Source organism: Kitasatospora sp. NPDC056184, assembly GCF_042268405.1.
Lineage (GTDB): Bacteria > Actinomycetota > Actinomycetes > Streptomycetales > Streptomycetaceae > Kitasatospora.
In genome coordinates, this window is record NZ_JBHJUI010000041.1 from 25714 (window position 1) to 50353 (window position 24640).

The 24640-nt window shown below is 75.3% G+C and carries 19 protein-coding genes; 8 read left to right on the forward strand and 11 right to left on the reverse strand.

What is annotated here, in order from left to right; genetic code table 11:
* Positions 1-154: 154 nt before the first annotated feature.
* Positions 155-1090 (reverse strand): hypothetical protein, encoded by a 936-nt coding sequence (locus ACFC0B_RS39120; RefSeq protein ID WP_376097749.1) that lies wholly within the window; start codon positions 1088-1090, stop codon positions 155-157.
* Positions 1091-1400: 310 nt separating this feature from the next.
* Here ACFC0B_RS39120 and ACFC0B_RS39125 point away from each other — a divergent pair, with 310 nt between their 5' ends.
* A complete protein-coding gene (locus tag ACFC0B_RS39125; protein WP_376097752.1) occupies positions 1401-1841 on the forward strand; it encodes a hypothetical protein in 441 nt (146 codons plus the stop codon).
* Between the two features lie 57 nt (positions 1842-1898).
* Here ACFC0B_RS39125 and ACFC0B_RS39130 read toward each other — a convergent pair whose 3' ends face one another.
* Both ACFC0B_RS39130 and ACFC0B_RS39135 read right to left on the reverse strand, forming a co-directional pair.
* Positions 1899-2561, reverse strand: a complete 663-nt coding sequence (locus ACFC0B_RS39130) for a response regulator (RefSeq protein WP_376097755.1) — start codon at positions 2559-2561, stop codon at positions 1899-1901.
* Positions 2558-3847, reverse strand: coding sequence for a sensor histidine kinase (locus tag ACFC0B_RS39135; protein WP_376097758.1), 1290 nt, complete (start codon positions 3845-3847; stop codon positions 2558-2560). The genes ACFC0B_RS39130 and ACFC0B_RS39135 overlap by 4 nt, the downstream gene beginning before the upstream one ends.
* Positions 3848-4173: 326 nt before the next feature.
* On the opposite strand from ACFC0B_RS39135, the gene ACFC0B_RS39140 reads away from it, so the two are divergent.
* The 3 genes from ACFC0B_RS39140 to ACFC0B_RS39150 all read left to right on the forward strand — a co-directional run bounded on the left by ACFC0B_RS39140 (position 4174) and on the right by ACFC0B_RS39150 (position 9332).
* Complete coding sequence (locus ACFC0B_RS39140) at positions 4174-5664, forward strand: alpha/beta hydrolase family protein (RefSeq protein ID WP_376097761.1); 1491 nt, start codon at positions 4174-4176, stop codon at positions 5662-5664.
* Positions 5665-6249: 585 nt separating this feature from the next.
* A complete protein-coding gene (locus ACFC0B_RS39145; protein ID WP_376097764.1) occupies positions 6250-7605 on the forward strand; it encodes a condensation domain-containing protein in 1356 nt (451 codons plus the stop codon).
* Between the two features lie 341 nt (positions 7606-7946).
* Positions 7947-9332, forward strand: a complete 1386-nt coding sequence (locus ACFC0B_RS39150; RefSeq protein ID WP_376097767.1) for an MFS transporter — start codon at positions 7947-7949, stop codon at positions 9330-9332.
* 98 nt (positions 9333-9430) lie between these two features.
* Here the strand turns inward: ACFC0B_RS39150 and ACFC0B_RS39155 are convergent, their stop codons facing one another.
* A complete protein-coding gene (locus ACFC0B_RS39155) occupies positions 9431-10003 on the reverse strand; it encodes a DinB family protein (RefSeq protein ID WP_376097770.1) in 573 nt (190 codons plus the stop codon).
* Between the two features lie 46 nt (positions 10004-10049).
* On the reverse strand, positions 10050-10478 hold the full coding sequence (locus ACFC0B_RS39160) for a GNAT family N-acetyltransferase (RefSeq protein WP_376097773.1): 429 nt from the start codon (positions 10476-10478) through the stop codon (positions 10050-10052).
* A gap of 136 nt (positions 10479-10614) precedes the next feature.
* On the opposite strand from ACFC0B_RS39160, the gene ACFC0B_RS39165 reads away from it, so the two are divergent.
* Positions 10615-11415, forward strand: a complete 801-nt coding sequence (locus tag ACFC0B_RS39165) for a phosphotransferase enzyme family protein (protein ID WP_376097775.1) — start codon at positions 10615-10617, stop codon at positions 11413-11415.
* A 10-nt stretch (positions 11416-11425) separates the two neighbouring features.
* Here the strand turns inward: ACFC0B_RS39165 and ACFC0B_RS39170 are convergent, their stop codons facing one another.
* Positions 11426-12268 carry an S-methyl-5'-thioadenosine phosphorylase gene (locus ACFC0B_RS39170; protein WP_376097778.1) on the reverse strand — a complete coding sequence of 281 codons (843 nt, stop codon included), beginning with the start codon at positions 12266-12268 and terminating at the stop codon, positions 11426-11428.
* Positions 12269-12364: 96 nt separating this feature from the next.
* Here ACFC0B_RS39170 and ACFC0B_RS39175 point away from each other — a divergent pair, with 96 nt between their 5' ends.
* The gene (locus ACFC0B_RS39175; RefSeq protein WP_376097781.1) at positions 12365-12769 is read left to right on the forward strand and encodes a hypothetical protein; all 405 of its coding nucleotides are present in this window, start codon (positions 12365-12367) and stop codon (positions 12767-12769) included.
* A 262-nt stretch (positions 12770-13031) separates the two neighbouring features.
* Positions 13032-14180 (forward strand): trypsin-like serine protease, encoded by a 1149-nt coding sequence (locus ACFC0B_RS39180; RefSeq protein ID WP_376097784.1) that lies wholly within the window; start codon positions 13032-13034, stop codon positions 14178-14180.
* A 99-nt stretch (positions 14181-14279) separates the two neighbouring features.
* On the opposite strand, the gene ACFC0B_RS39185 is transcribed toward ACFC0B_RS39180, so the two are convergent.
* A complete protein-coding gene (locus ACFC0B_RS39185) occupies positions 14280-15308 on the reverse strand; it encodes a hypothetical protein (RefSeq protein ID WP_376097787.1) in 1029 nt (342 codons plus the stop codon).
* 326 nt (positions 15309-15634) lie between these two features.
* Between ACFC0B_RS39185 and ACFC0B_RS39190 the strand changes: the two genes are divergently transcribed.
* Positions 15635-18790, forward strand: coding sequence for a BTAD domain-containing putative transcriptional regulator (locus ACFC0B_RS39190; RefSeq protein WP_376097790.1), 3156 nt, complete (start codon positions 15635-15637; stop codon positions 18788-18790).
* 62 nt (positions 18791-18852) lie between these two features.
* Here ACFC0B_RS39190 and ACFC0B_RS39195 read toward each other — a convergent pair whose 3' ends face one another.
* The 4 genes from ACFC0B_RS39195 to ACFC0B_RS39210 all read right to left on the reverse strand — a co-directional run.
* On the reverse strand, positions 18853-19095 hold the full coding sequence (locus ACFC0B_RS39195; protein WP_376097793.1) for a hypothetical protein: 243 nt from the start codon (positions 19093-19095) through the stop codon (positions 18853-18855).
* Between the two features lie 185 nt (positions 19096-19280).
* Positions 19281-20168, reverse strand: coding sequence for a dimethylargininase (gene ddaH, locus ACFC0B_RS39200; RefSeq protein WP_376097796.1), 888 nt, complete (start codon positions 20166-20168; stop codon positions 19281-19283).
* Between the two features lie 45 nt (positions 20169-20213).
* Positions 20214-21512, reverse strand: coding sequence for an MFS transporter (locus ACFC0B_RS39205; RefSeq protein WP_376097799.1), 1299 nt, complete (start codon positions 21510-21512; stop codon positions 20214-20216).
* A partial coding sequence (locus ACFC0B_RS39210) for an amino acid adenylation domain-containing protein (protein WP_376097802.1) occupies positions 21509-24640 on the reverse strand: 3132 nt, incomplete at its 5' end. The genes ACFC0B_RS39210 and ACFC0B_RS39205, both read right to left, overlap by 4 nt.

Below are 24640 nucleotides of genomic sequence, written 5' to 3' on the forward strand. Positions count from 1 at the left end.
CGGGGGCGCCCCCCCCCCCCGCCCGGCCGCCCCCCCCCCGGGGGGGGGGGGGGGGGCGGGGGGGGGGGGGGGGGGGCGGCCCCCCGCCCCCCCCCCCCACCCCTCGTTCGTCCAGGTCCGTCCGCCCGTCACCGGGCCGCCGGAGAGGAGCGGTTCAGCTCCAGGGGTTCGCGGGCTGGTCGTCGATGGCGGTCCAGAACCGGGTGCCCGCGGGCAGGGTGCCGTGGGCCCACAGGCTCCAGCCGTTGCCGTCGTGGAACTCCGCCATCCGCCATCCGCCGCCGAAGTAGTCGGCGCACTTCCGGTCGGCGGCCGCGCGGCTGGTGAGCTGCCAGCCGGCCAGCCCCGGGGTCACCTTCACCTCACCGCCCGACCAGGCGTCGTACCCGCTGGTGGGCACCCCGCCGGGGGCGGGGCGTCCGTCCCGGTAGATGCACAGCACCGGCAGCAGCACGCTGGAGGGGGTGTCGCCTTGGTACGGGTTGGTCTGGCCGTCGGACCCGACGTGCACCACGTTGTCGGAGCGCTGCTCCAGGATGGCCCAGGTCATGCCGGCGTGCCCGCCCGGAGTGCCCCAGACCGTCTCGTAGGCGGTGCGGTCGATGTCCCACTGCTGGCGGCTGGTATCGAGGCAGGTGTTCTCCTTGAGCTCCCAGCCGCCGTAGCGCTTCGCGAAGTTGTCCAGGCACCACCCGGTGCTCGGGTTCTTGATCCGCATCCCGACCAGGCCGTAGAGCGCCGGCGAGGGTTCGTAGCGGGTGATCTCGAACTGCTGATAGGCGTCCCACGCCGCGCAGGGCCTGACGGTCGGCGTCGTCATGGCGAAGGACAGGCAGCCGTGTCCGCGGGTCTCCGTGATCGTGAACTGGTTGCTCCCGATCCGGTTGATCACCCACATGCCGGGGTTGTCCTCCGGGGCACAGGGGTGCATGTCCTGGCCCTCGTAGGCGCCGTCCGGACAGCGCTGGGAGAGCTGGTTGAACAGCACGGTCGCCGGGGTGTTCGCCGACGCGGCGGTCGGCAACAGCCCCAGACCTGCCAGTGCCAGCACGAGCGACAGCAGAACGCGCCTTGTCGAGGAGAAACGCATGGGCCACTCCATGATCGATCGACTGGTCGGGGAAGGGAGCGGGCCTGCCTGGTGCGTGCCGTCGGAGCGGCAGGCCCGATCGGCCCTCAGTTTGTCCGTGTCCGGTCGACATCCGGTATCCCAGCTTTCCGGGAGGGTCCGCCGCCACCAGAGGGGGAAGGGTTCGACGGGACCGTGGATTTGAGCCACCCCGAGGTCAAATCCGGTACTCCTGAAGGGATTTGGGGCCGATCGGGAGTGAGGGGCGCGGCACGGTGGAAGCCTTTGCCATGTCAAGCGTGATATGTCACACACCAAGGAGAGAACCTCGATGAAGCGTTTCCTCGCGGTCCTGACGGCCGGTGCCGCGCTGTCCGGGCTCGGTGTCGCGGGTGCCGGCCAGGCCGCCGCGCAGGCCACGGGCACGGCCAGGGTCACCACCCCGTCGACCACCACCTGCGCCTGGGGCCCGCCCGGGTTCGTCAGCAACCAGGTCTGTCTCACGATCAGCGGCAGCCTCGCGTCCGCCACCGGCTACTCGGTCAACTTCGGCCCGTCCCGGTTCGTCTCCTACAGCCTGGCCACCCGGATCACCGACGGCATCCTCCTGGAACGGGAGGACGTCGCCGCCAACGTGACCAGCCGCGGGCTCAAGGTCGGACCCGCCGCCGGCAACGTCCCCTGCGGCTCCAGCGTGACGGCCACCTTCGAGACCGCCATGGGGAGCCTGCCCCGGCTGACCGCCACCGTCACGGCGCCGGTCGTCTGCTGACCCCTTCCCGGCGGCTCCCCCGAGGCACCGGCCCGGGGGGCCCGCCGGGCTGCGGTGTCAGGCCGGGTGGATGAGGCGGCTCTCGTAGGCGAAGATCACCACCTGGATCCGGTCGCGGAGTTCGAGCTTCTGCAGGATCCGCCCCAGGTGGGACTTCACGGTCGCCTCCGCGAGGTACAGGGCGGCCGCGATCTCCGTGTTGGACAGGCCGCGGCCCACCTCGACGAGCACCTCGCGCTCGCGCGGGGTGAGCCGTCGCAGCCGCTCGTCGGGGCCGGGAAGGACGCCGCCGGGGATGTGCGGGCGGAAGTTCTCCAGCAGCAGGCGGGTGATCCGCGGGGAGACCACCGCGTCGCCCGCGGCCACGCTGCGGATCGCGGCGAGCAGTTCCTCGGGCCTGGTGTTCTTCAGCAGGAAACCGGAGGCCCCGGCGTTGAGCCCGGCGAAGGCGTACTCGTCGAGGTCGAAGGTGGTGAGGATCAGCACCCTGCTCCGCGGGGAGGCCCGGACGATCCCCCGGGTCGCCTCGATCCCGTCGGTCCCGGGCATCCGGACGTCCATGAGGACGACGTCGGGCCGCAGCTCCCGGGCGAGGCGCACCGCCTCGGCGCCGTCCGCCGCCTCGCCGACCGGTGCCATGTCGGGCTGGGCCTCCAGGACCGTGCCGAAGGCCATCCGGAGCAGCGCCTCGTCGTCGGCGATCAGGATGCGGATGGTCATGCCGGCACCTTCCCGCCGCTGCCGAGGTCGAGGCGGGTGTGGACCCCCCAGCCGCCGCCCGGGAGCGGTCCGGCCCGCAACCTCCCCCCGTAGGCGGCCGCGCGCTCGCGCATGCCCGGGATGCCGTGGCCGGACGGTGCGGCGCCGGGGAGCGGCGGGCACGAACCGCTGTCGGTGACGGCCACCGTGACGGCCGAGGCCGAGCACCGCACCCGGACCTTCGCGCGGGTGCCGGCGGGTGTGTGCTTGAGGGCGTTGGTCAAGGCCTCCTGCACCAGGCGGTAGACGGTCAGCTGCGCGGTGGCGGGAACGCGGCTGTGGCCGCCGTGGACCTCCAGACTGGTCGGCAGTCCGGCCGCGCACATCTGGTCGGCGAGGGCCCGCAGTTGGGCGATGCCGGGCAGCGGGTGGCGTTCCGCGTCCGGTTCGTCGGTCCGCAGGACGCCCAGGGAGCGCCGCATGTCGGTGAGGGCCTGCCGGCCGGTCTCGGAGATCTGGAGCATCGCGGCGGTCGCCCGCTCGGGCGACCGGTGCTGGGCGTAGACGGCGGCGTCGGTGAGCGCGACCATGACGGAGAGGTTGTGGGTGACGATGTCGTGCATCTCGCGGGTGATCCGCGTCCTCTCCTCGGCGACGGCCAGCCGCGCCTGCTGCTCCTGCTGGTGCTCCAGGCGGGCCGCCCGTTCCTCCACGGCCGCGAGATAGGCGCGCGTGGTCCGCACGTTCATGCCGAGGACGGCGGCGGCCACGGCCATCGCGGTCGCCGCGACGAAGGGGGTCAGGAACGCGCCGTCGGCCGTCCAGCGCAGGCAGGCCAGCAGCACCCCGGCCTCCACGACGGCGCCGGCGACGAGCGTCCCGCGCCGCCCCGCGTTCGCGGCCACCGTGTAGAGCGCGACCAGCAGGGCGACGTCCGCAGGCAGTTGGACGCCCACCAGCCACTGGACGAAGGCCGCCGCCGCCACGACGCCGAACACGGTGAGCGGCGCCCGGCGCCGCCACAGCAGGGGCAGCGCGAGGGCGGCCGTGAGGGCGACGGCCACCGGCAGTCCCCGCGGCGCGTGCGTGGTCACGATGTTGACGAGGAGCAGGGCCGGCAGCAGCGCCTCCCGGGCCACCGGCGGCAGCCGGGAGCCCCAGCGCCGGGCGGCGCCCAGCCGTCGCACCGCCCGTACGGAGGCCAGGTCGAGGTACCGCCTCAGCCGTCCGGCCGTCCACACCTGCCGCACCCGGTCCCGGTGGCGCACCGGACGCGCACGTCCGGCTTCCGCGGCCGCCTCGGTCATCCCACGTCCCTGTCGATTCGGCGTCGTGGCGGACCCGGTCGGGGCCGCCCTCCGCGGACGGCCGGCGCCGGGTCGGGTACGGGGAGCGCCGGACCCGCGCGGCCCGGCGTGTGCCGCGGCCCTGTCACGGTAGGCCCCGGTCCGCCGGAACGCATGAGTCCACCGTCTGATCGCGCCGGGCCGGTGTCCGACCTCAGGAGGAGCCCCGCCACCCCCCGTGGTGGCAGAGCGGGCGCCGACCGGGCGGGTCCGTCTGCGACTCCGGTCGCAGGGACGACCCGCCCCGGCCTGCGACCGCGGTGGCAGACGGCGGCGACCCGGGATCGATGTGGCGGTGCGGACCCCGCGCCCAGGATGGCCGGGTGACCGACATCATCACGGGACCGCAGATGTCCCTCCTGGAGATCCTCGCCCTGCTGGGCGCCGTCGCGCTGGTGGTGGCGCGCTGGCTCCCGCCCGCCGCCCGCCCGCCCGTCACGATCGCGGCGGGCTCGGTCTTCCTGCTGTCCGCGCTCGTGCTGGGTGCGGTCGGGATCCGCTGGCAGCTGCTGCCGGTCCTGGCGGGCGGGCTCCTCGTCCTGCCGTTCGCCGTCTCCCCGCTGGTCCGGCAGCGCACCGGCCGCCGGGCCCGGCGGGCCCGGTGGTGGCTGGCGCTGCCGGGATCGGTGGCCTGCGCCGGCCTGGCCGTGACGGGCCCGGTGGCCGCCTGGGCCTTTCCGGTCCCCGTCTTCCCCGAGCCGACGGGCGGGTTCGCGGTCGGCACCCGCGTGACGCAGTGGACCGACCCGGACCGCCCCGAGACCGCCACGCCCGAACCCGACGACCGGCGCACGGTCGTGGTCCAGCTCTGGTACCCCGCGGAGCCGAGCCCGGCCGGCACCCCGCGGGCCCGGTACCTCGGGCGCACGGAGCAGGAGGCGCGCACCGTCGCCGACGCCCTCGCGAGCTACTCCGGCCTGCCCGGCTTCCTGATCGACGGCGTCCCCGAGGCCCGCACCCACGCGGTCGCCGACGCCCCGGTGGCCCGCGACGGCGGACGGTTCCCGGTCGTGCTGTTCTCCCCCGGCCTGGGGGGCGTGCGCACCCAGAACACCGCCTGGGCGGAGGAACTGGCCAGCCACGGCTACGTGGTGGCCGGCCTCGACCACCCCTACGACTCCGCCGCCGTCGTCCTCGCCGACGGCCGGACGATCGCCACCGAGATCGCCTCCACCGGCGACGACGGCGAGGACGACCGGCGGGCCGCCGAGACCACCCGGATCCGGGCCGCCGACCTCGGCTTCGTCCTCACCCAGCTGGGCCGGCTGGACCGGGGTGAGCTCGACGGCTCGCTGACCGGGCGGCTGGACACCGGCCGGGCCGCGGTGACCGGCCACTCGCTGGGGGGCGGCGCCGCCCTGCAGGCGGCCCGCCAGGACGGCCGGTTCGCCGCCGTCGTCGACCTGGACGGCTACCCCCGCGACCCCGACCGGGGCCCCTTCCGCCAGCCGGTGCTCGCGCTCACCCAGGAACTCGGGCCCGGCACCGACGAGCGCTACATCCCCCGCCTCACCGAGGTCCTCGGGTTCAGCACCGCGACGAGCTACCGGCTCACCGTCCCCGGCGCCGCGCACCTCACCTTCATGGACGGGCCCCTGTACCTGCCGCCGGTGCCCTCGCTGGTCGGCTCCCTGGGCCGCGGCAGGAGTCCGCGCGTCGTCGCCGCGACCACGCTCGCCTTCCTGGACGCCACCCTGCGGCAGAGGCCCGGCGACCTCGCGGGCGCCCTGTCCGCCTACGGCGACCTCACCATCTACCGCCCGGGCGACGGCCACTGAGACGGAAGTCGTGACGCGGCATCCCGAATCGCGGGCCCCCCCCCCGGAATACGGGGGGGGGGCCCCGGCGGGTGCGCGGGTTTCCCGGGCCAAAAACCCCCCGGGGGTCGGGGGTGCCCGGAAAACGGGAAAATGGGCCGGGGGGGCGGCCCGGGGGGGGCGCCCGGACACCCCCCCCCCCCCCCCCCCCCCCCCCGGGGGCCCCGCCCCCCCCCCCCCCCGGGGGGCCGGCCCCCCCCCCCCGGGGGCCCCCCCCCCGGCCGGGGGGGGGGGGCCCCCGCGGCGGTTCCGCGGATGACCGTGCCGAAAACGCCCCGGGTGAGCGGGTGTCACGGAAATCGGAGAAATGGGCCGAGAGGGGCGGCCGGTGGCGGACGCCGGACATTGCGGCGAGCCGATCAGCACATCGTCGAGTACCCGACACTACGCTTCGCAGCAGTTCCCGTTCACCCGTGCTGGCGCCCGCCGTTCCGTGAATCCGCCCCTCCGTCCCGAAAGAGAACCAGAATGCGCCAAATCCCCTTGGAAGCGGCCGATATCGCGCCGGGGTACATTGTCCAGTGGCGGGTCAGGCCTTCGGACTCGGTGCGCGCAGGCCACCGGGAAAGGGAAGACCGGAAGAGCGCGTCATTCAATCAGGACAAGCACCATGCGCTGATCGACGAAACCCGCGGCACCAGCGAGCCACTGGCCTCGTGGCTCGCCGTCACGTTCGAGATCGCGGGGGAACTGAACCGTGCGGCACTGGAGTCGGCACTGCTCCTGCTGGTACGGCGGCACCACGTCCTGCGCTGCGAGTTCCAGCGGATTCTCGGCGACCTGTCGTACGCGGTGCACCGGCCCGGCGACATCGAGCTGGAGGCCGTCGAGATGGGCGGGTTCGACACGCCCCAGGAGGTCCGCGCGTTCCTCTTCGACAGCTTCCAGAAGGACATCGACACGATGGCCTGGCCGCCGTACACCATGGGAGCCGTCGTCCGGGACGGCGGCTCCACGACGGTGTACCTCGCCTTCGACCACATCGTGTCCGACGGCATGTCGATGCCGAACGTGGTCCGCGACGTCCAGCTCGCGTACGCCGCCCACTGCCGCGGCGGGGATCCCGACCTCCCGGACGCGGGAAGCTACATGGACTTCGCCCGCGAGCAGCGCCACGGCTACGTGTCCATCGGCGCCGACGACGACCGCCTCGCCTACTGGAGGACGTTCATCGCCCGGAACGGCGGTATCTTCCCTCGCTTCCCGCTGGACCTCGGGGTCGAGCCGGGCCGGCTGTACCCGGCGGTCAACAAGACCGCGACCCTGCTCGACGACCACCGGGCGGAGGCGCTGGACGCCCGGTGCCGGGAGGCGGGCGGGAAGCCGTTCATGGGGCTCCTCGCGGCGGTCGCCGTGGCCCTGCGGGAGGAGGGCGGCCCGGACCTCTACCGGGCGCTGATGCCGCTCAGCGAACGCGGCCGGGGCGCCTGGCGGCACTCCCTCGGGTGGTTCGTCAACACCCTGCCGATCGAGTTCTCGGTGGCCCGGGAGCTGGACTTCGCGCAGATCATCGCCGGGGTCCGGGACGGATTCACGACGATGATGGGGAGCATCGACGTGCCCTTCGTCCGGGCGTGGGAACTCCTCGCGCCGGAGCACTTCACCGGCCGGTGCTGGCCGTTCCCGGTCAACTTCGTCTCCTACATCGACATGAGGAAGTGCCCGGGGGCCGAGCACCACCCGCGGTGGCGGCCGACGGCCCACGTGTGGGTGTCGCGCGTCAACGGCACCACCTCGTGGTTCCAGCGGGACTCCGCCGGTCTGCACATCAACTCGATCTACGCCGACACCCCGCAGGCCCACCGGACCATGGCCCGCCTCCACCGCACCCTGCGCGAGACGCTGCTGGCGATGGCCGAGCGCCTCCCCGAGAGCACCGCCCCCGAAGTCCTCACCGGCTGACGCCGCCGTCCACCGCTCACCACCGACTGCCGACCGCCGACCGCCGCGGACGTGCCGAGCGTCACACCGCGCGACGCGGGCCGCCCGCCGGCCCGCGTCCGCCCCGGCGTTGCAGGGCGCAAGCGCTTCCGGCACAGGCCGAGGTCCCGTCCGTTTCGGGACCTCCGCCCCGTCTTCCCCTGACCTTCGCCCCCGCGGACCCGCCCCTCGACCCGGGCAACTGTGGACGGTCGCCCGGTGGACGCCGGGCGAGCGGACCGCCCCCGCGGCGGACCGCCCACGACCGTCTACGCGGCGCACGCGTGCGACAGCACACGGTGCGCTCCGGAGGACCCGAGCACATGTCCCGCACCATCGACAACGCCCCGTATACCGCCTTCCACCGCAGGCTCGCCCTCGCCTGCTCGGGAGGGCCGCTGCTCGACGGGTACATCCTGAGCATCGTGGGCGTCGCCCTCATCGGCATGCGCCCCGAACTGGGGCTCTCCACCGCCGACGTCAGCCTGATCGGCGCCGCCGCGCTGGTCGGCATGTTCGTCGGCGGCGCGCTCTTCGGCGTGCTGACCGACAGGATCGGGCGGGAGGTGATGTACACCGCCGACCTGCTCGTGATGATCGTCTGCTCGGTGCTGTCCTTCTGGGTCGACGCGGTCTGGGCGATCGCCCTGCTGCGCTTCGTCCTCGGCATGGCGGTGGCCGCCGACTACCCCATCGCGACGTCCCTGCTCGCCGAGTGGCTGCCCGCCAAGCACCGCGGGCGGTTGCTCGGTCAGCAGATCGTCGCCTGGTACGCCGGCGCCGTGCTCGCCTACCTGACCGGCTACCTCTTCCTGCGGATCGGCGGCCCGGGCAGCTGGCGCTGGATGCTCGGCAGCTCCGCCGTGCTGTGCGTGGTCTTCCTGGTGATCCGCCGCGGCTCGCCCGAGTCGCCGCGCTGGCTGGCCGCCAACGGCCGCGTGGGTGAGGCCGTCCGGCTGGTCGAGCGCCACCTCGGGGTCCAGGTCGACGGCCGCGAGCTGATGCCCGAGCGCACCGCCCCGGGAACCCCGACCGGCCTGCGGCTGCTGATGACGCCGCCCTACCGGCGGCGCACGCTCTTCTGCGGGCTCTTCTTCCTCTGCCAGGTCGGCCCGCTGTTCGCGATGCTCACCTTCGGGCCGCAGCTCCTGGAGGCCTTCGGCATGCCGGGCGGCACCGTCCTCGAAACCCTCGGCACCGGCCTGATCAGCCTGGTCTTCCTGCTCGGCTGCTACCCCGCGCTGCGGCTGATCGACACCTGGGGCCGCCGGCCGGTGATCATCCGCTCCTTCGCGCTGATGATCGTCCCGCTCGCCGTCCTGGGCCTCTGGCCGGACGCCCCGGCCGCCGTCGTGGTCGTCGCGCTCTGCGCGTACGCCTTCCTGTGCGGCGGGCCGAACGTGCTCGACTGGACCTACCCCAACGAGCTGTTCCCCACCGAGGTCCGGGCCACCGCCGTCGGCGTGGCCACCTCGGTCAGCCGGATCGGCGCCGCCGTCGGCACCTACCTGCTGCCGCTGTCGCTGACCGGCCTCGGCACCGGTCCGACCATGCTGATCGCCGCGGCCGTCACCGCGGGCGGCCTGCTGGTCTCGGTGCTCTGGGCCGAGGAGACCCGCGGCACCGCGCTCGGTGCGGCCGCGCCCGCGCCCGGCACGGCGGCCCGGCCGGCCCGCGCGGCCAGGACCGCGCCGCAGCCGGTGCGCTGACCGCCGGCCACCCCGCCCGGGGCCGCGTCCGCCACGGGACGCGGCCCCGGGCGGGGTCCGGGAACGGCGCCGCCGCGCAACGCCCGGCGGCGCTCCGCCTATTGACCGACGCGGCCGTCGACGCACTCACGCAGCAGGTCGGCGTGACCGCAGTGGCGCGCGTACTCGTCGACCATGTGCACCATCAGCTCGCGGACGGCGAGCTTCTCCCGGCCCAGGCGCGCGCCGAGGTCGTCGGAGTGCCGGGCGAGGGTGGCGTCCAGGGCGGCCTGCTCGCGCTCCAGGTCGGCGAACGCGGCGTCCACCACGGCCCGGTCGGCGACGGCGCCGTCGAAGTCCTCGTCGCGCGCGCCGTACAGCTTGGGCAGCGGCTCGCCGTCGGTGATCCAGTTGTGCCAGTCGCGCTCCACCCTGGCGAGATGGCGGACCAGGCCGAGCAGCGACATCGTCGACGGCGGCACCGAGCGGCGGGCCAGCTGCTCGGCCTCCAGGCCCTGGCACTTGAGGAGCAGGGTGAGGCGGTAGTTCCTGATGCAGTCCAGCAGCACGGCCAGTTCGCCGTCCGGGGCCGGCCCTTCGAGGCTGCGCGGGTCGTCGTCCGGGTCCATCCACATGTCGGCGTAGACGGTCGCCTGGGTCCATCGCGCGGGTTGTTCGCTCATGCGGGCCATGGTCGTTCGTGGCGGGGCGGGGCGCCACCGGGTTTTCGTGCGGGGCTCAGAAGGGGGCGCCGTCCCCGAAGGACCAGTCGAGCACCTCCTGCGGCCCCTGCCGCGCGACGCCGCCCGCGCAGCGGTACACCGAGCGGGCCGCCGGGTTGTCCGGATCGGCGAGCACCCACATGCCGTAGCAGCCCAGGTCGCGCGCGAGGTCCGCGAGCGCCGTGGTCAGGGCCGGGCCGATGCCGCGACCGATGAACCGCGCGTCCACGCCCAGCTCGTGGAGCAGCATCGTGGTGCCCCGGTCCGGGTGGGTGGTCTCCACTCCGGTGACCATCGCGGCCGGGGCGTCGTCGACGTAGGCGACCAGAAGGTGGTGACGGTCGTCCGCGAGGAAGCGGGCGGTGGCCTCGGGGAGCGGCGGCGAGTCGAAGAGGTGGCCGGCGGCCTGGACGTCCTCGGCGCGGGTGACGCGGCGGATCTCCATGAGGAAATGCTGACAGAATCCCGGCGCGGGATACAGCATTCCTTCATACGGGCTGGTCGGACCGGGGCGAAATCCGGATGCCGCCGGCCGGGCGGACCGGGTACGGTCCGCGCGTGGGCGGACGAGAGGCGGCGGCATGAGGCCCGACGAGCGCGAGGAGCGGCTGAGCGGAGGGAACGCCACCGCGGACGTCGTCCGGGTCGGGGACACCGTGCGGCGCACCGCCGGACCGTGGACACCCGCCGTGCACGCGCTGCTGACACACCTGCACGAGGTCGGCTTCCGGGCCGCGCCGCGACCGTTGGGCATCGACGGGCAGGGGCGCGAGGTGCTGGGCTTCGTGCCGGGGCGGGTGGTGTGGCCGGACCGGTTCGCCCTGCTGGACCCCGTCGCCCGACTGGCCCGGGTGGCCCGGCTGATCCGCGAGTTCCACGACGCCGTGGCGGACTTCACGCCGCCGCCCGACGCGCGGTGGCAGGTGCTGATGCGCGACGACTCCGCGGCGGCCGGCGAGATCATCGCCCACCAGGACCTCGCACCGTGGAACCTGGTCGTCGACGAGGGGCCCGACCGGTGGGCGTTCATCGACTGGGACACGGCCGCGCCCGGCTCCCGGCTCTGGGACCTCGCCTACGCCGCGCACGGCTTCCTCCCGCTGGCCGCGGACCCCGCCTTCCGGCGCGCCGACGCGGCCGAGCGGCTGCGCGCCTTCGTCGACGCCTACGGACTCGACGAGGACGAACGGCGGCGGCTGGTGCCGATGCTGGGGCGGCGCACCCGGGCGATGCACGACTTCCTGCACGAGCAGTCGGGCCTCGGCGTCCAGCCGTGGACCCGGCTGTGGCAGGAGGGCCACGGGGACACCTGGCGGGCGAACACCGGGTACATCGAGCAGCGCGAGGAGCGGTGGCTGCGCGCGCTGCTCGACGGCCGATGACCGGGCTCCGCTACTCCCCCGGGACGCCGGGCAGGCCGGGGGTGAAGCCGTCGAGGGCGTGCCGGCACGGGCAGCCGCGGGTGGCGGGCAGCGCCTCCAGCGCCTTGAACAGCACGGTGCGCAGCCGGTCGACGTTGCGGCCGAACACCTCCAGGACCTCGGCGTGGGTGACTCCCGCACCGCTCTCCACGCCCGCGTCCAGGTCGGTGACGAGGTTCAACGAGGTGTAGCAGAGCCCGAGTTCGCGGGCCAGCACGGCCTCCGGATGGCCCGTCATGCCGACCGTCGACCAGCCGTTCGCCGAGAACCAGCGCGACTCGGCGCGAGTGGAGAAGCGCGGGCCCTCGATCACCACCAGGGTGCCGCCGTCGACCGGTTCCCAGGCGGCCGCGCGGGCCGCGTCCAGCACCGCGGCCCGCCCCGCCGGGCAGTACGGGTCCGCCATCGGCGCGTGCACCACCCCCGGCACCGAGCCGTCCGGCAGCGGCACGCCGTCGTAGAAGGTCTGCGCCCGGGCGGCGGTGCGGTCCACGAACTGGTCCGGCACGAGCAGCGTCCCGGGCCCGTACTCCGGCCGCAGGCCGCCCACCGCGCACGGCCCGAGCACCTGCCGCACCCCGAGCGCGTGCAGCGCCCAGAGGTTCGCCCGGTAGTTGATCCGGTGCGGCGGAATCCCGTGCCCCCGCCCGTGCCGCGGCAGGAACGCCACCCTCCGGCCGCCCACCTCCCCGACGAACACCGAGTCGCTCGGCGGCCCGTACGGCGTCCCGACCGCCACCTCGGCCACCTCGTCCAGCAGCGCGTACAGCCCGGACCCGCCGATCACCCCGAGCTCCGCCCGCTCGCCCGCCATGCCGCCCGCCTCTCGCCGAAGGATCCTGGTGAGGTCCAGCCTACGAGGGCCGTCCTCGCGTACCGTCGGGCCGTCGACGAGGGGAAGGGGCGGCGGATGCCGGAGAGCGTGGGACCGCTGGTGCGGGTGTGCGAGGGGCCGGGCGGGTTGACGGTGTGGGGGGTGGCCGAGCCGGAGCGGTGGGCGGTGGGGGTCAACGTGATGCTGGAGGCCGGCGAGGACGTCGGGGCGGTGGATCCGGGGTTGCTCGGGGAGGTGCTGGCGGATTCGGAGCGGCTGGTGGCGGAGGCTCGGCGGTTCGCCTGCGCCGCGCTGGGGGTGACGGAGGAGCAGGCCGGCCTGGACGCGCCGGAGGTGAACGTCTACACCGACGGCTGGATGCTGCGGTTCGCCGAGGGGGACCTGCCGCTCTGCGAGCCGTACGGGGTCGGGGTGGTGTTCGAGGGGCTGCGGCCGGTGCGGCTGGAGGACCTGAGCGGGGCGGAGGAGATCGAGGACTGAGCGGCCGGGCCGCATACCCCGGGTGCCCCTCCGCCACACCCGGGTGTCCGCCTTTCTCCGGGAACGTCAGCATTCGAACTGGCGGATTGTTCAAGCCAGTTTGCATACATTCAGACAATCAAAAGAGAAACTCAGAATCTCGTCCGTACACGACTAGGCTCCTCGCGGTGCCGGGACGTCACTCCGGCCCCACCCTCCACTCCGGCCCTGCCCTGACACCGGGAGACTCCTCGTGCTCCGCACCCGTTCACGCTCCGCGTGGATGACCGGCCTGCTCGCCTCAGCCGCCGTCGTCGGCGGCATGCTCACCGGCGGAACGGCCGACGCCGTCGTCGGCGACACCGTGCCGACCAACTTCCACACGTACACCACCAGGCTCGACATCGGCGACGGCCAGCGCGCCTGCACCGGCTCGCTCGTCGACCCGTACTGGGTGCTGACGGCGAGCAGCTGCTTCGCCGACAACCCGGCCCAGCCGCTGGCGCTCGCCGCCGGCGCGCCCAAGCTGAGGACCGTCGCCACCGTCGGCCGCACCGACCTGACGGCCACCGGCGCCGGCCACGTCACCGAGGTCACCGAGCTGGTCCCCCGGGCCGACCGCGACCTGGTGCTGGCCCGCCTCGCCAAGCCCGCCCAGGGCATCCCGACCGTCCCGCTCGGCGCCGCGCCGGTCGCCGGGGAGACCCTGACCGTCAACGGCTACGGCCGCACCAAGGACGAGTGGTCGCCGCTCGCCCTGCACAACGGCCAGTTCACCGTGCAGTCCGCGACCGCCACCACCCTCACCGTCGCCGGGCGGACCGCGGGCCGCGACGCCATCTGCAAGGGTGACGCCGGCGGCCCGGCGGTGCGGATGGTCAACGGCCGGGCGGAGATCGTCGCCGTCAACAGCACCTCCTGGCAGGGCGGCTGCTTCGGCACCGCCGAGACCCGGACCGGCGCGGTGGAGAGCCGGGTCGACGACCTGGCCGACTGGCTGCTGGAGACCCGGCTGCACACCGCCTCGCTGGTCAACACCCTGAGCGGCCTCTGCGCCTACGTGCCGTGGTCCACCCCCGAGTGGGGCGCGCCGGTGATCCAGATCGGCTGCGACAAGCAGTACGTCGACCAGGTCTGGGACTTCCGGAAGACCCCGGCCGGCACCTACCAGATCCGCAACACCTACTCCGGCAAGTGCCTGCTGGCTCCGCACCAGACCCCGGGCAACGGCGGCCCGCTCGTGCAGGCCGACTGCGACCCGCAGTACCCGGACCAGGTCTGGAAGCTGGAGAAGGTCGACAGCGGCTACCAGATCCGCAACACCTTCTCCGACCGGTGCGCGATCGCCTGGTCGGGCGACAGCGCGCCCGGCTCGAAGCTGACCCAGTACGACTGCATCCCGCAGTTCGCCGACCAGGTCTGGTCGATCTGACGGGCCCCGTCGGCGGCTGACGACCGACGGCGAAGGGTGTGCGGCCGCCGAGGCGGCCGCACACCCTTCCGTCGTCCCCCGGGACGGCCCGGGAGGCGGTCAGCCGAGGCCGTCCCACTGCTGGAGGGCCGCCAGGGCGGCGGCGCGGTCGGCCGGACCGGCCGGGCCGAGGAGGTAGTCGGCGACCGGGGTGAGCAGCAGGGTGGTGCGGCCGGGAGCCGTCAGCAGGCGGGCCTCGTCCCAGTCGTGGCGGATGACGGTGCGGCGCAGCAGGGCACCGTGACGGGCGGTCAGCCGGGGGGTGGCGGCGGCCTCGCCGCGGCGGCGGTGTTCGGCGGCGAGCTCGGGGGTGAGGGCCGCGCGGACGGCGGCGAGGGTGCCGAGCGGGAGCCGGGAGGCGGCGAGGTCGAGCAGCGCGGCGGCTTCCGGGGCGAGCCGGTAGGCGGCCAGGACGGCGGCGGTCTCGGCGGGTTCGAAGGGCTGGCGGCTGAGACAACACAGGTCGAGGAGAGTGAGCGGGTCGGGCTCCGCCCCGGCGGGCGCGTGCAGCTGCGCCTCGGCCAGGGCGATCAGGCACTCGACGTGGTCGTCCGCGACGAGGTAGGGGCGCACCGGCACCGCGGCGCGGTCGCCGGGGAGGGCCGCCGTGGTGAGGTGCACGCGGTACCAGGGGTCGAGCAGCGGGTCCTCGGCGGGCCAGCGGACGGTGACCTCGGTGTGGTGCGGGCGGTCGCCGAGCAGGGTGACGTCGATGGTCTCCACGGGGTGGTCGGTGACCAGCCGGACGACCGACTGCCAGAGCGCGGCCTCGCCCGGGGCGACCAGGTCCAGGCCGGACTGCGGCCGGAGCAGGTCGGCCGGGTAGTAGCCGGCCAGCGGGACGCCGTGGATCGCGCGCGCGCCGGTGGAGCGGGCGAGGTCGTGGGCGAGGCGGGCGTAGTGGTCGGCGCGGGTGCGGGCGCGGCGCAGCTCGGCGCGGGCGGGTTCGCCCATCCGGACGTCGTCGCGGGCCAGGGCGGAGAGCACGAGGTGCGGCAGGTGACGGCTCCCGCGGGCGCGGTGGAGCAGTTCGGCCGGCCCGTCGGCCGGGTCGACGTCGAGCAGGTTGTACAGCAAAGCGGTGTTCACGGACGTCCGCCTCCGAAGGTATCGTCATGGCGCCCGACGCCGCCGACGGCCGAGGGCGGGGGCAATCACGACCGGTTACAGGGGTACCCGGTCGCGGGAGGTGAAGGAGGGGCGGACCGGACCGTCTCCGGCGGGCCCCGGCACGGTGATTCTGGCCGGTCGGGTTCAACGCGCGGTCACCACAGGCTCAACGGAGTCTCGACACCGCGCGCGACCTTGTGATGTAACGAGCCACAGAGAAGCTGACATGTGCACGAGCGGGGCGGGCACTGTCCTGGGCAGCAGGGGGCAGGATGGGCGATCTCCGTTTTTCCGTACTGGGTCTGATGCGGGCTCACCGCGGCGCGACGGCGCTCAAGGTGGGCAGCCCGCAGCAGCAGGCGATGTTGGCCGTGCTGCTCCTGCGGCCCGGCCATGCGGCGAGTGCCACGGATCTGATCGCGGCGCTCTGGGGCGAGGAGCCGCCGAGCGCGGCGATGACCACCGTGCGGACGTACGCGTGGCGGTGGCGCAAGGTGCTGGACGCCGTGGAGCCGGCGGATCCCCAGGATCCCGGGGCCTCCGCCGAGTCCGGCGAGAAGGCCGCGGGCAGCGTGCTGGTCTCGATGGGCGACGGCTACCGGCTCGTCCTGCCCAAGCTGGCGGTGGACGCGGCGCAGGCGGAGGCGCTGGCCGGTGAGGCGGAGCGGACCGCCCGCGCCGAGCCGCTGCGCGCCCGTGACCTGCTCAACCAGGCGCTGGAGCTGTGGCAGGGCGAGCCGCTGGCCGGGATCCCCGGGCCGTTCGCGGAGCGGCACCGGCAGCGGCTGGAGGAGCTGCGGCTGACCCTGCTGGAGGAGCGGATCGGCCTGGACCTGTCCCTCGGCCGGTACTCGCGGTGCATCCCGGAGCTGACCGCGCTCACCACCGAGCACCCGCTGCACGAGCGGGCGTACGGGCTGCTGATGCGCGCGCTGTACCAGGCGGGGCGGCAGGCCGACGCGCTGGCGGTGTTCCGGGGCGTGCGGCAGCTGTTCCTGGCGGAGCTGGGGGTGGGGCCGGGGGCGGAGCTGGAGCAGCTGCACCGCCGGATCCTGGAGGGGGACCCGGCGCTGGCCGCGCCCGAGGCCCCGGGTGGCGCTGCGGCGACGGTCGCGACGGCCCCGGCCCCGGTTCCGGCGGAGGGATCGTCCGGGGACCACCGGCCGGCGGCGGACGGCGGGGGCGGTGCGGCGGACCCGGGCGGCGGCGCCGACGGGTCCCGGCCGCCCGGCCGGGCCGCCCGGCCGTCGGGCGCGCCGCCGCGGCCGGCCCAGCTGCCGCCGGACGCCGCCGACTTCACCGGGCGGACGGCGCCGGTGCGGGTGCTGTGCGAGGCGCTGGCCGCTCCCCCGGCGGACGGCGGGGGCGGGGCTCCGGTCCATCCGCAGGCCCTGGTGGTGGCGACCGTGGTCGGGATGGGCGGGGTCGGCAAGACGGCGCTGGCGCTGCACGTGGCGCACCGCGTCCGGGACGCCTACCCGGACGGCCAGCTCTACGCGGACCTGCGCGGCTCGGACCCGGTGCCGGCCGATCCGGAGGCGGTGCTGAGCGGCTTCCTGGTGGCGCTCGGGGTCCCGGCCGACACGGTGCCGGACGGGCTGGACGCGCGCTCGGCGCTGTTCCGCTCGGTGGTGGACGGCCGGCGCCTGCTGCTGGTGCTGGACAACGCCAAGGACGCCGCGCAGATCCGGCCGCTGCTGCCGGGCGCGGTCGGCTGCGCGGCGCTCACCACCGGCCGGACCCGGCCCGCCGGGCTGCCCGCGACCGTGCAGGTCGACCTGGACGTGTTCCAGCCGGAGGAGGCGCTGGACCTGCTCGGCCGCACGATCGGCCCGCAGCGGCTGGCCGCCGAGCCGGAGGCCGCCCGGGAGCTGGTGGTGGCCTGCGGGCACCTGCCGCTGGCGGTGCGGATCGTGGCCGCCCGGCTGGCCGCCCGGCCGGGCTGGACGGTGGAGACCCTCAGCCGCCGGCTGCAGGTGGAGCGGCGGCGGATCGACGAGCTGCGGATCGGCGACCTCGCGGTGGCGGCGGCCTTCGAACTGAGCTACCGCCAGTTGACCGAGGACCAGGCCCGGGCGTTCCGGCTGGTGGCCTCGGTGGACGGGCCGGACATCGGGCTGCCGGCGGCGGCGGCGCTACTGGACCTCGACGCGTACGACGCCGAGGACCTGCTGGAGGCGCTGGTGGACGTGGCGATGGTGGAGTCGCCGTTCCCCGGCCGCTACCGCTACCACGACCTGCTGCGGTCCTTCGCCCGCCGACGGCCGGCGCGGGCCACCGGGGCGGCGGGAGCGGACGGCGCCGACGGGGCCGCGGACGGCGGGGAGGCGGTGGCGGCCCGGGACCGGCTGCTGGACCACCTGCTGGCCACCGCCTGCACCGCCTTCCAGCACGCCGTGCCGGGCGATCCGGCGGCGGGCGCGCTCGGCCCGGCGCACTCCCCGGGCGTCCCGCTGCCCGGCCGGGACGCCGCCCGCGCGTGGGCGGCCGTCGAGGGGGCGGGCGCGGTGGCGCTGGCGGCGCAGGTGGCCGCCGATCCCGCCACCGGGCGGGGGGCGGCGCTGCGGGCGGCGATCGACCTGCTGATCGCGCTCACCCCGTTCGTGCTCACCCCGCCGAGCCGTCAGCTCGCCGCGACGGCCGACGCGCTGGCCGGGGCGGCCGCCCGGGACGGGGACCTCCGGGCGGAGGGGCGGGCGCACTTCCTGCGCGGCAACGTCGCCCTGGCCGCCACCCGGCTGGACGCGGCGGAGGAGGCGTCCCGGCGGGCGGTGGAGGCGGCGCGCGCGGCCGAGGACTCGGTGGTCCTGCGGCAGGCGCTCAACGACCTCGGCCTGATCTGCCAGTTCCTGAGCCGCTACGACGAGGCGGTGGACCACTACGACGAGGCGCTGCTGCTGGCCAACCGGCTGGGGCACCGCTCCGGCGCGCTGGTGACGACGGTGAACGCGGCGCTGGCGCGGGTGCGCAGCGGGCGGGCGGACGAGGCGGTGGCGATCTGCCACGAGGTGCTGGCCGAGTTGCGGACCCGGCAGGACGACCCGGGGCGGGCGTACACGCTGTACGTGCTGGGGCTGGCGCTGCACGCGCTGGGGCGGCACGAGGAGGCGGTGACCTGGTTCGGCGAGTGCCTGGCGGTGTCGGTGGCGGCCGGTCTGCGGGACCGGGCCGCGCACGCGCGCTACCGGCTGGCGGACAGTCTGCGCGAGCTGGGCCGGGCGGACGAGGCGCTGGACCACGCGGAGCAGGCGCTGGCGCTCTGCGTGGAGCTGGGGGCGGAGCGGGACCAGGCGCAGGCGCTGGTGGTGCTGGGCTGCGCGCTGGCGGATCTCGGGCGCGGGGCCGAGGCGGGGGCGCGGCTGCGGGAGGCGCACGCGATCTTCGGGCGGCTGGGGCTGCCGGAGGCCGCCGAGGTGGCCGGGCTGCTCGCGGAGCCGGCGTTCGCGCTGGTGGATCCCTGAGCGCGGATGGTTCGGGGGCGGGCAGAAACGGTTCTGCGCACGGCTGTTCGGGCAGCCGGGGCTCAGGAGCCGGTGCTGTTCCAGTCCGAGTGGCCGGTGCCGTCGGTCGCGGTGGGGGTCGGGGTCGGGGTCGGGGTCGGGGTCGGGGTCGGGGTCGCGGTGGGGGCGGTGGTGCCGCTGCCCGTGCCGGTCGCGCCGTCCGCCACCGCGGTGCCGGTCGCGCCGAGGGCGAGCAGGGCGCCGAGGCCGAGGCCCGCGACGGCCAGGCTGATCCGGGCGGTGCCGATCGTCGAACGCTTCGCCATGACTGCTCCTCGGGTGGTCTTCCCGGTCGGGAAGGGGCTCCGCCGGGCTCTCCCCGGCTGACGTGATCAGCATGGCAAGGGGCGTTCAACGGCCGATCGACGCACGAGCAGCGTGCGTCGATCGGCCGCGTTGATCGGGCTGTCGATCCAGTGTCCCGGGGGGTGACGACCGCCGTCGTCCCAGGTCAGCCGGCCTCGCGGATCTCCAGGGTGCAGCACTTCACGCTGCCGCCGCCCTTGAGCAGCTCGGAGAGGTCCGTCCCGATCGGCCGGAAGCCGTGCGCGCGCAGCCTGGCCGCGACGCCGGTGGCCGGCTCCGGGAGCACCACGTTCAGGCCGTCGCTGGCCACGTTGAGCCCGAACGCCGCGGCGTCCTCCTCCCCCACCAGCACCGCGTCCGGGAAGAGCCGGCGCAGCACCGCCCGGCTGCCGGCCGAGAACGCGCCCGGGTAGTACATGACCTGATCGCCGTCCAGGACGCTGAGCGCGGTGTCCAGGTGGTAGAACCGCGGGTCGACGAGGTCCAGGCCGATCACCGGGCGGCCGAGGAACTCCTGCGCCTCGGCGTGCCCGGCGGAGACGCTGCGGAAGCCCCGGCCGGCCAGCAGGTAGCGGTCGGTCAGCAGCAGGTCGCCCTCGCCCTCGTTGACGTGCACCGGGTCGAGCACGCTGAAGCCCCGGGCCCGGAACCACTCCAGGTACGCCGGCCCCTCGGCGGCCCGCTCGGCGTTGCGGAACCGGGCGCCGAGCACCCGGCCGTCGACGACGGTGGCGCCGTTCGCCGCGTACACCATGTCGGGCAGGCCGGGCAGCGGGTCGATCAGGTCGACGCGGTGGCCGAGCTCGACGTACAGCTCGTGGAGGCGCTCCCACTGGGCCACCGCGAGGGCGGTGTCGACGGGCTTGGCCGGGTCCATCCACGGGTTGATGGCGTAGCTGACCTCGAAGTGGGTCGGACGGCACATCAGGTAGTGGCGGGGGCGGGCGGTCCGGGTCGCGGCGGGGCTGTTCTCGGCGGTGCTGGTCACGGCGGTGCTGTTCACGGCGGTGCTGTTCTCGGCGGTGCTGGTCATGGCGGGCTCCGAACGGGGTGAGGGTGGGCGGGACGGCGGCGGGGCTCAGGAGGCGGCGGCGGGGCGCTCGGGGAAGTCCCGCATGGCGCGCAGCGGGCTCACCAGCAGCACGGCGCCGGCGGCGAGCAGCACGCTCGCCATGATCCAGATGGTGGTCCGGGCACCGAGCACCTCGCCCAGCCAGCCGCCGAGCAGGGCGCCGACCGGGATGGCGCTGAAGTTGACGGTGGAGGCGCTGGCCCGGATCCGGCCGATCATGGCCGGCGGGCAGTAGGACTGGTAGAAGCTGCCGGCCAGGACGTTCCCGGCGACCACCCCGCAGACCGCAACCGACCAGGCGACGGCGCTCACCGCGAGCGGCAGCCGCGCGCCGGCCATCGGCAGCAGCAGGATGAACGGGGCGGCCACCAGTTCGCAGAGCAGCAGCCCGCGGGCGGTGCCGAAGCGGCGGGCGATCCGCCCGGCGAGGGCCGCGCCGGCCAGGCCGCCGACCGAGACCACCGCGAAGACGGCGCCGATGCCGCCGGGCGAGACCCCGACGCTGCGGACCAGGAAGACCGTCTGCACGGCCTGGATGCCGTTGAGGCCGAGGTTGCCGACCGCGCCGAACACGGCCAGGGTGCGCAGGTAGGGGTCGTTGGCCAGGAAGCGCACGCCCTCGCCGATCTCGCGGAGGATGCCGCGCCGTTCGGCCACCGGCGGCGGCGTCTCCTTCACCTTGATGGTGCCCACGAAGAGCGCCGACACCAGGTAGGTGACCGCGTCGGCGAGCAGCCCGCTGGCCGCACCGAACACCTGGGAGAGCAGGCCGGCCAGACCGGGGCCGGCGATCTCCGCCGCCGAGTCCCCGGAGCGCAGCTTGACGTTGGCCTCCAGCAGGTCGTCCTTGGCGACCAGGACGGGCAGCACGGCGCCGTAGGCGGTGGAGAAGAACACCTTCACCGCGCCGGCCAGCAGGGCGACCGCGATCAGCTGGGCCATGGTCAGCGCGTCGAACCAGCCGGCCACCGGCACGCTGCCGAACAGCAGGAGCAGCAGCAGGTCGCAGACCAGCATGACCTTCAGCCGGGGCCAGCGGTCCACCCAGGCGCCGGCCAGCAGGCCGAGGAACAGCCACGGGACCCAGGCGGAGGCGGTCAGCACGCCGACCATGAACGGCGAGGCGTCCAGGGTCACCACGGCCACCAGGGCGAGGGCGACGTTGCCGACGGCGGTGCCCAGACCGCTGGTCGTCTCACCGATCCAGAGCTTGCGGAAGTTCGCCTGGGCCCAGAGGCCCCAGCGGCTGCGGCGGGGTCCGTCGTCCACCGCGGGCGGCTCGGCCGGGACGGTCGTCGTGGTCATCGCGGGTCACTCTCCAGCGTGTCGGCCAGCACGGCGGCGATCCGTGCGAGGGGCTCGGGTTGGGTCAGGGCGCCGTGCGCGCAGTCGATCCGGTGGGCGGTGACGGGGCCGGTCAGGTACCGGGCCCAGGCGGCCTCGTAGGGCCAGTCGGCGGGCTTGTCGGCGGTGGCGCCGACGAAGACGGCCGCGCCCCGGTAGTGGCCGGGCACGTGCTCGGCCATCAGCTTGCGGTGGTGTTCGAAGATGTCCGGCAGGAGGGCGGAGGCCTCGCCGAGCAGGGCGGTCAGATCGGCCTGTCCGCGCCCGTCGGCCGGGTCGTAGCCGAGCGAGGCGAGCAGTTCGGCGAGGGTCTCCACCGGGTCGTCGGAGGCCGGGTGCTCCTCGGTGACCGCCCCGGCCGGGAGCCCGTCGAGCAGGGCGAGCAGCGCGACCTCCTGGCCCGCCGCCTGGAGCTGGACGGCCATCTCCTGGGCGACCACCGCGCCGAACGACCAGCCGAGCAGGTGGTACGGGCCCTGCGGGCGGACGGCGCGGATCTCCCGGACGTAGTCCGCGGCGACCTCGGTGACGGCGGCCGGTGAGCCGCCGCGCAGGCCGCGGGCCTGGAGGCCGAACACCGGGCGCTCCGGGTCGAGGTGGCGCAGCAGGCCGGAGTAGACCCAGCTGATGCCGGCGGCGGGGTGGACGCAGAACAGCGGGGCCCTGGTGCCCGTGGCGCGCAGCGGGAGCAGGACGTCCAGGGCGTCGGACCGCTCGCCCCCGGCGGTGTCCAGGCGGCGGGCGAGGCCGGCCACCGTGGGGGCCTCGAACAGGGCCCGCATGCCCAGGTCGGCGCCGAGGGAGGTGCGGATCCGGGCCAGCAGCTTCATGGCGAGCAGCGAGTGGCCGCCGAGGTCGAAGAAGCCGTCGTCGACGGTGACGGCCGTGAGGCCGAGGACCTCGGCGAAGAGCGCGCAGAGCGCCTCCTCGCGCGGGGTGCGGGGCGGGCGGCCGGTGGACGAGGCGGTGAGGTCGGGGGCGGGCAGGGCGCGCCGGTCGACCTTGCCGCTGCCGGTCAGCGGGAAGGCGTCGAGTGCGACGACCGCCGCCGGGACCATGTAGCCGGGCAGCGACTCGGCGACGAAGGCGCGCAGCTCGGCCGGGTCGGGCGCGGTGGCGCCCTCGGGGACCACGTGGGCGACCAGGCGGGCGCCGCGGGGGCCGTCCTCGCGCGCCGTCACGGTGGCGGCCCGGACGCCGGGGTGGCGGGTGAGCACGTGCTCGATCTCGCCGGGTTCGATCCGGAAGCCGCGGATCTTGACCTGGTGGTCGGTGCGGCCGAGGTAGTCCAGGCCGCCGTCCCGGGTGCGCCGGACCAGGTCCCCCGTGCGGTACATCCGGGCGCCGGGGGTGAACGGGTCGGCGACGAAGCGCTCGGCGGTCAGCGCCGGGCGGCCGAGGTAGCCGCGGGCCAGGCCGGCGCCGGCGAGGTACAGCTCACCGGGGACTCCGGGCGGGGCCGGGTTCAGGTGCTCGTCGAGGACGAGGGCCCGGGTGCCGGGCACGGCCCTGCCGAGGGACGGTCGGTCGGTGGCGGTGAAGGGGTGGGTGAGCGCGTCGACGGTCGACTCGGTGGGGCCGTAGAGGTTGCGGGCCGTGGTGCGCGGGGCGGCCTCGCGCAGCCTGCTCCACAGGGCCTGGCCGACCGCCTCGCCGCCGAGGAGCACCGCCTTCGGGGCGGCCTCGCCGTCCAGCAGGCCCTCGGCCACGAGCAGTTCGGCGTAGCTCGGGGTGACGTTGACGACGCCGACGGCTTCGCCCCGGACGTACCGGACCAGGGCGGCGGCGTCGCGGCGCAGCTCGTCGCCGATCAGGTGCAGCTCGTGCCCGGCGATCATCCAGAGCAGGCTGTCCCAGGAGGCGTCGAAGCAGAGCGAGGCGGTCAGCGCGGCCCGCAGCCGGCCGTGGACGCGCTCGGCCTCGCCGAAGGTCTCGGCCCGGTGGTGGGCCAGCAGCGCGGCGATCGAACCGTGGGTCACCACGACGCCCTTGGGGCGGCCGGTGGAGCCGGAGGTGTAGATGACGTAGGCGGCGTGGGCCGGGTCGGGGACGGCGGCGGGCGCCGGGAGCACCGGTTCGTCGCAGTGCACCGGTTCGTCGCAGTGCACCGGTTCGTGGCAGTGCACCGGCAGGGCGGGCAGTCCGGCGAGCAGCTCCGGCAGCGGCCAGCCGTCGCCGGTGACGACGAGGGCGGGCGCGGCGTCGGCGAGCATCGCCGCCGTCCGGTCGGCCGGGTACTCGGCGTCCAGCGGGAGCGAGGCGGCCCCGGACTTGAGGACGGCGAGCAGGGCGACCACCGTCTCCGCCGAGCGCGGCAGGGCCAGGGCGACCACCGCGTCCGGTCCGGCGCCGGCGGCGCGCAGCCGGGCGGCGAGGTGCTCGGCGCGGGCGTCCAGTTCGGCGAAGCCGATCCTGGTCCCGCCGAAGACCAGCGCGGTCGCCCCGGGGGTGCGGGCCACCTGCGCGGCGAAGGCGGCCGGGAGCAGCGGGACCTCGGCGGGCAGCTCCGCGGCGGGGGCCAGGAGTGCGGCCCGCTCGCGGCCGTCCAGCAGCTCGGCCCGGCCGATCGGCTGCCCGGGGTCGGCCACCACCGCGGTCAGCAGCCGGCCGAAGCGGGCCGCGATCGCCTCCACCGTCTCCCGGTCGAACAGGTCGGTGGCGTAGTCGATCGCGCACTCGAGACCGGCCGCGGCGCCGTCGGCGTCGAAGGACTCGCCCATGCCGATGGAGAGGTCGAACTTCGCGACGTGGCCGCCGACCGGTTCGACCGCGGCCGACAGGCCGGCCAGGTCGAGCGGGGCGTCGCCGCCGGCGGCGCCCTGGCTCGCGCCCTCCAGGAGCAGCATCACCTGGAACAGCGGGTGGCGGGCCAGCGAGCGGGCCGGGTTCAGCTCCTCGACCAGGCGCTCGAACGGCACGTCCTGGTGGGCGTGCGCGTCGAGCTGGGTCTCCCGGACGCGGCGCAGCAGCTCGCTGAAGGCCGGGTCCCCGGACGTGTCGGTGCGCAGCACCAGGGTGTTGACGAAGAAGCCGACCAGGTCGTCCAGCGCCTCGTCCGAGCGGCCGGCGACCACCGAGCCGATCGGCAC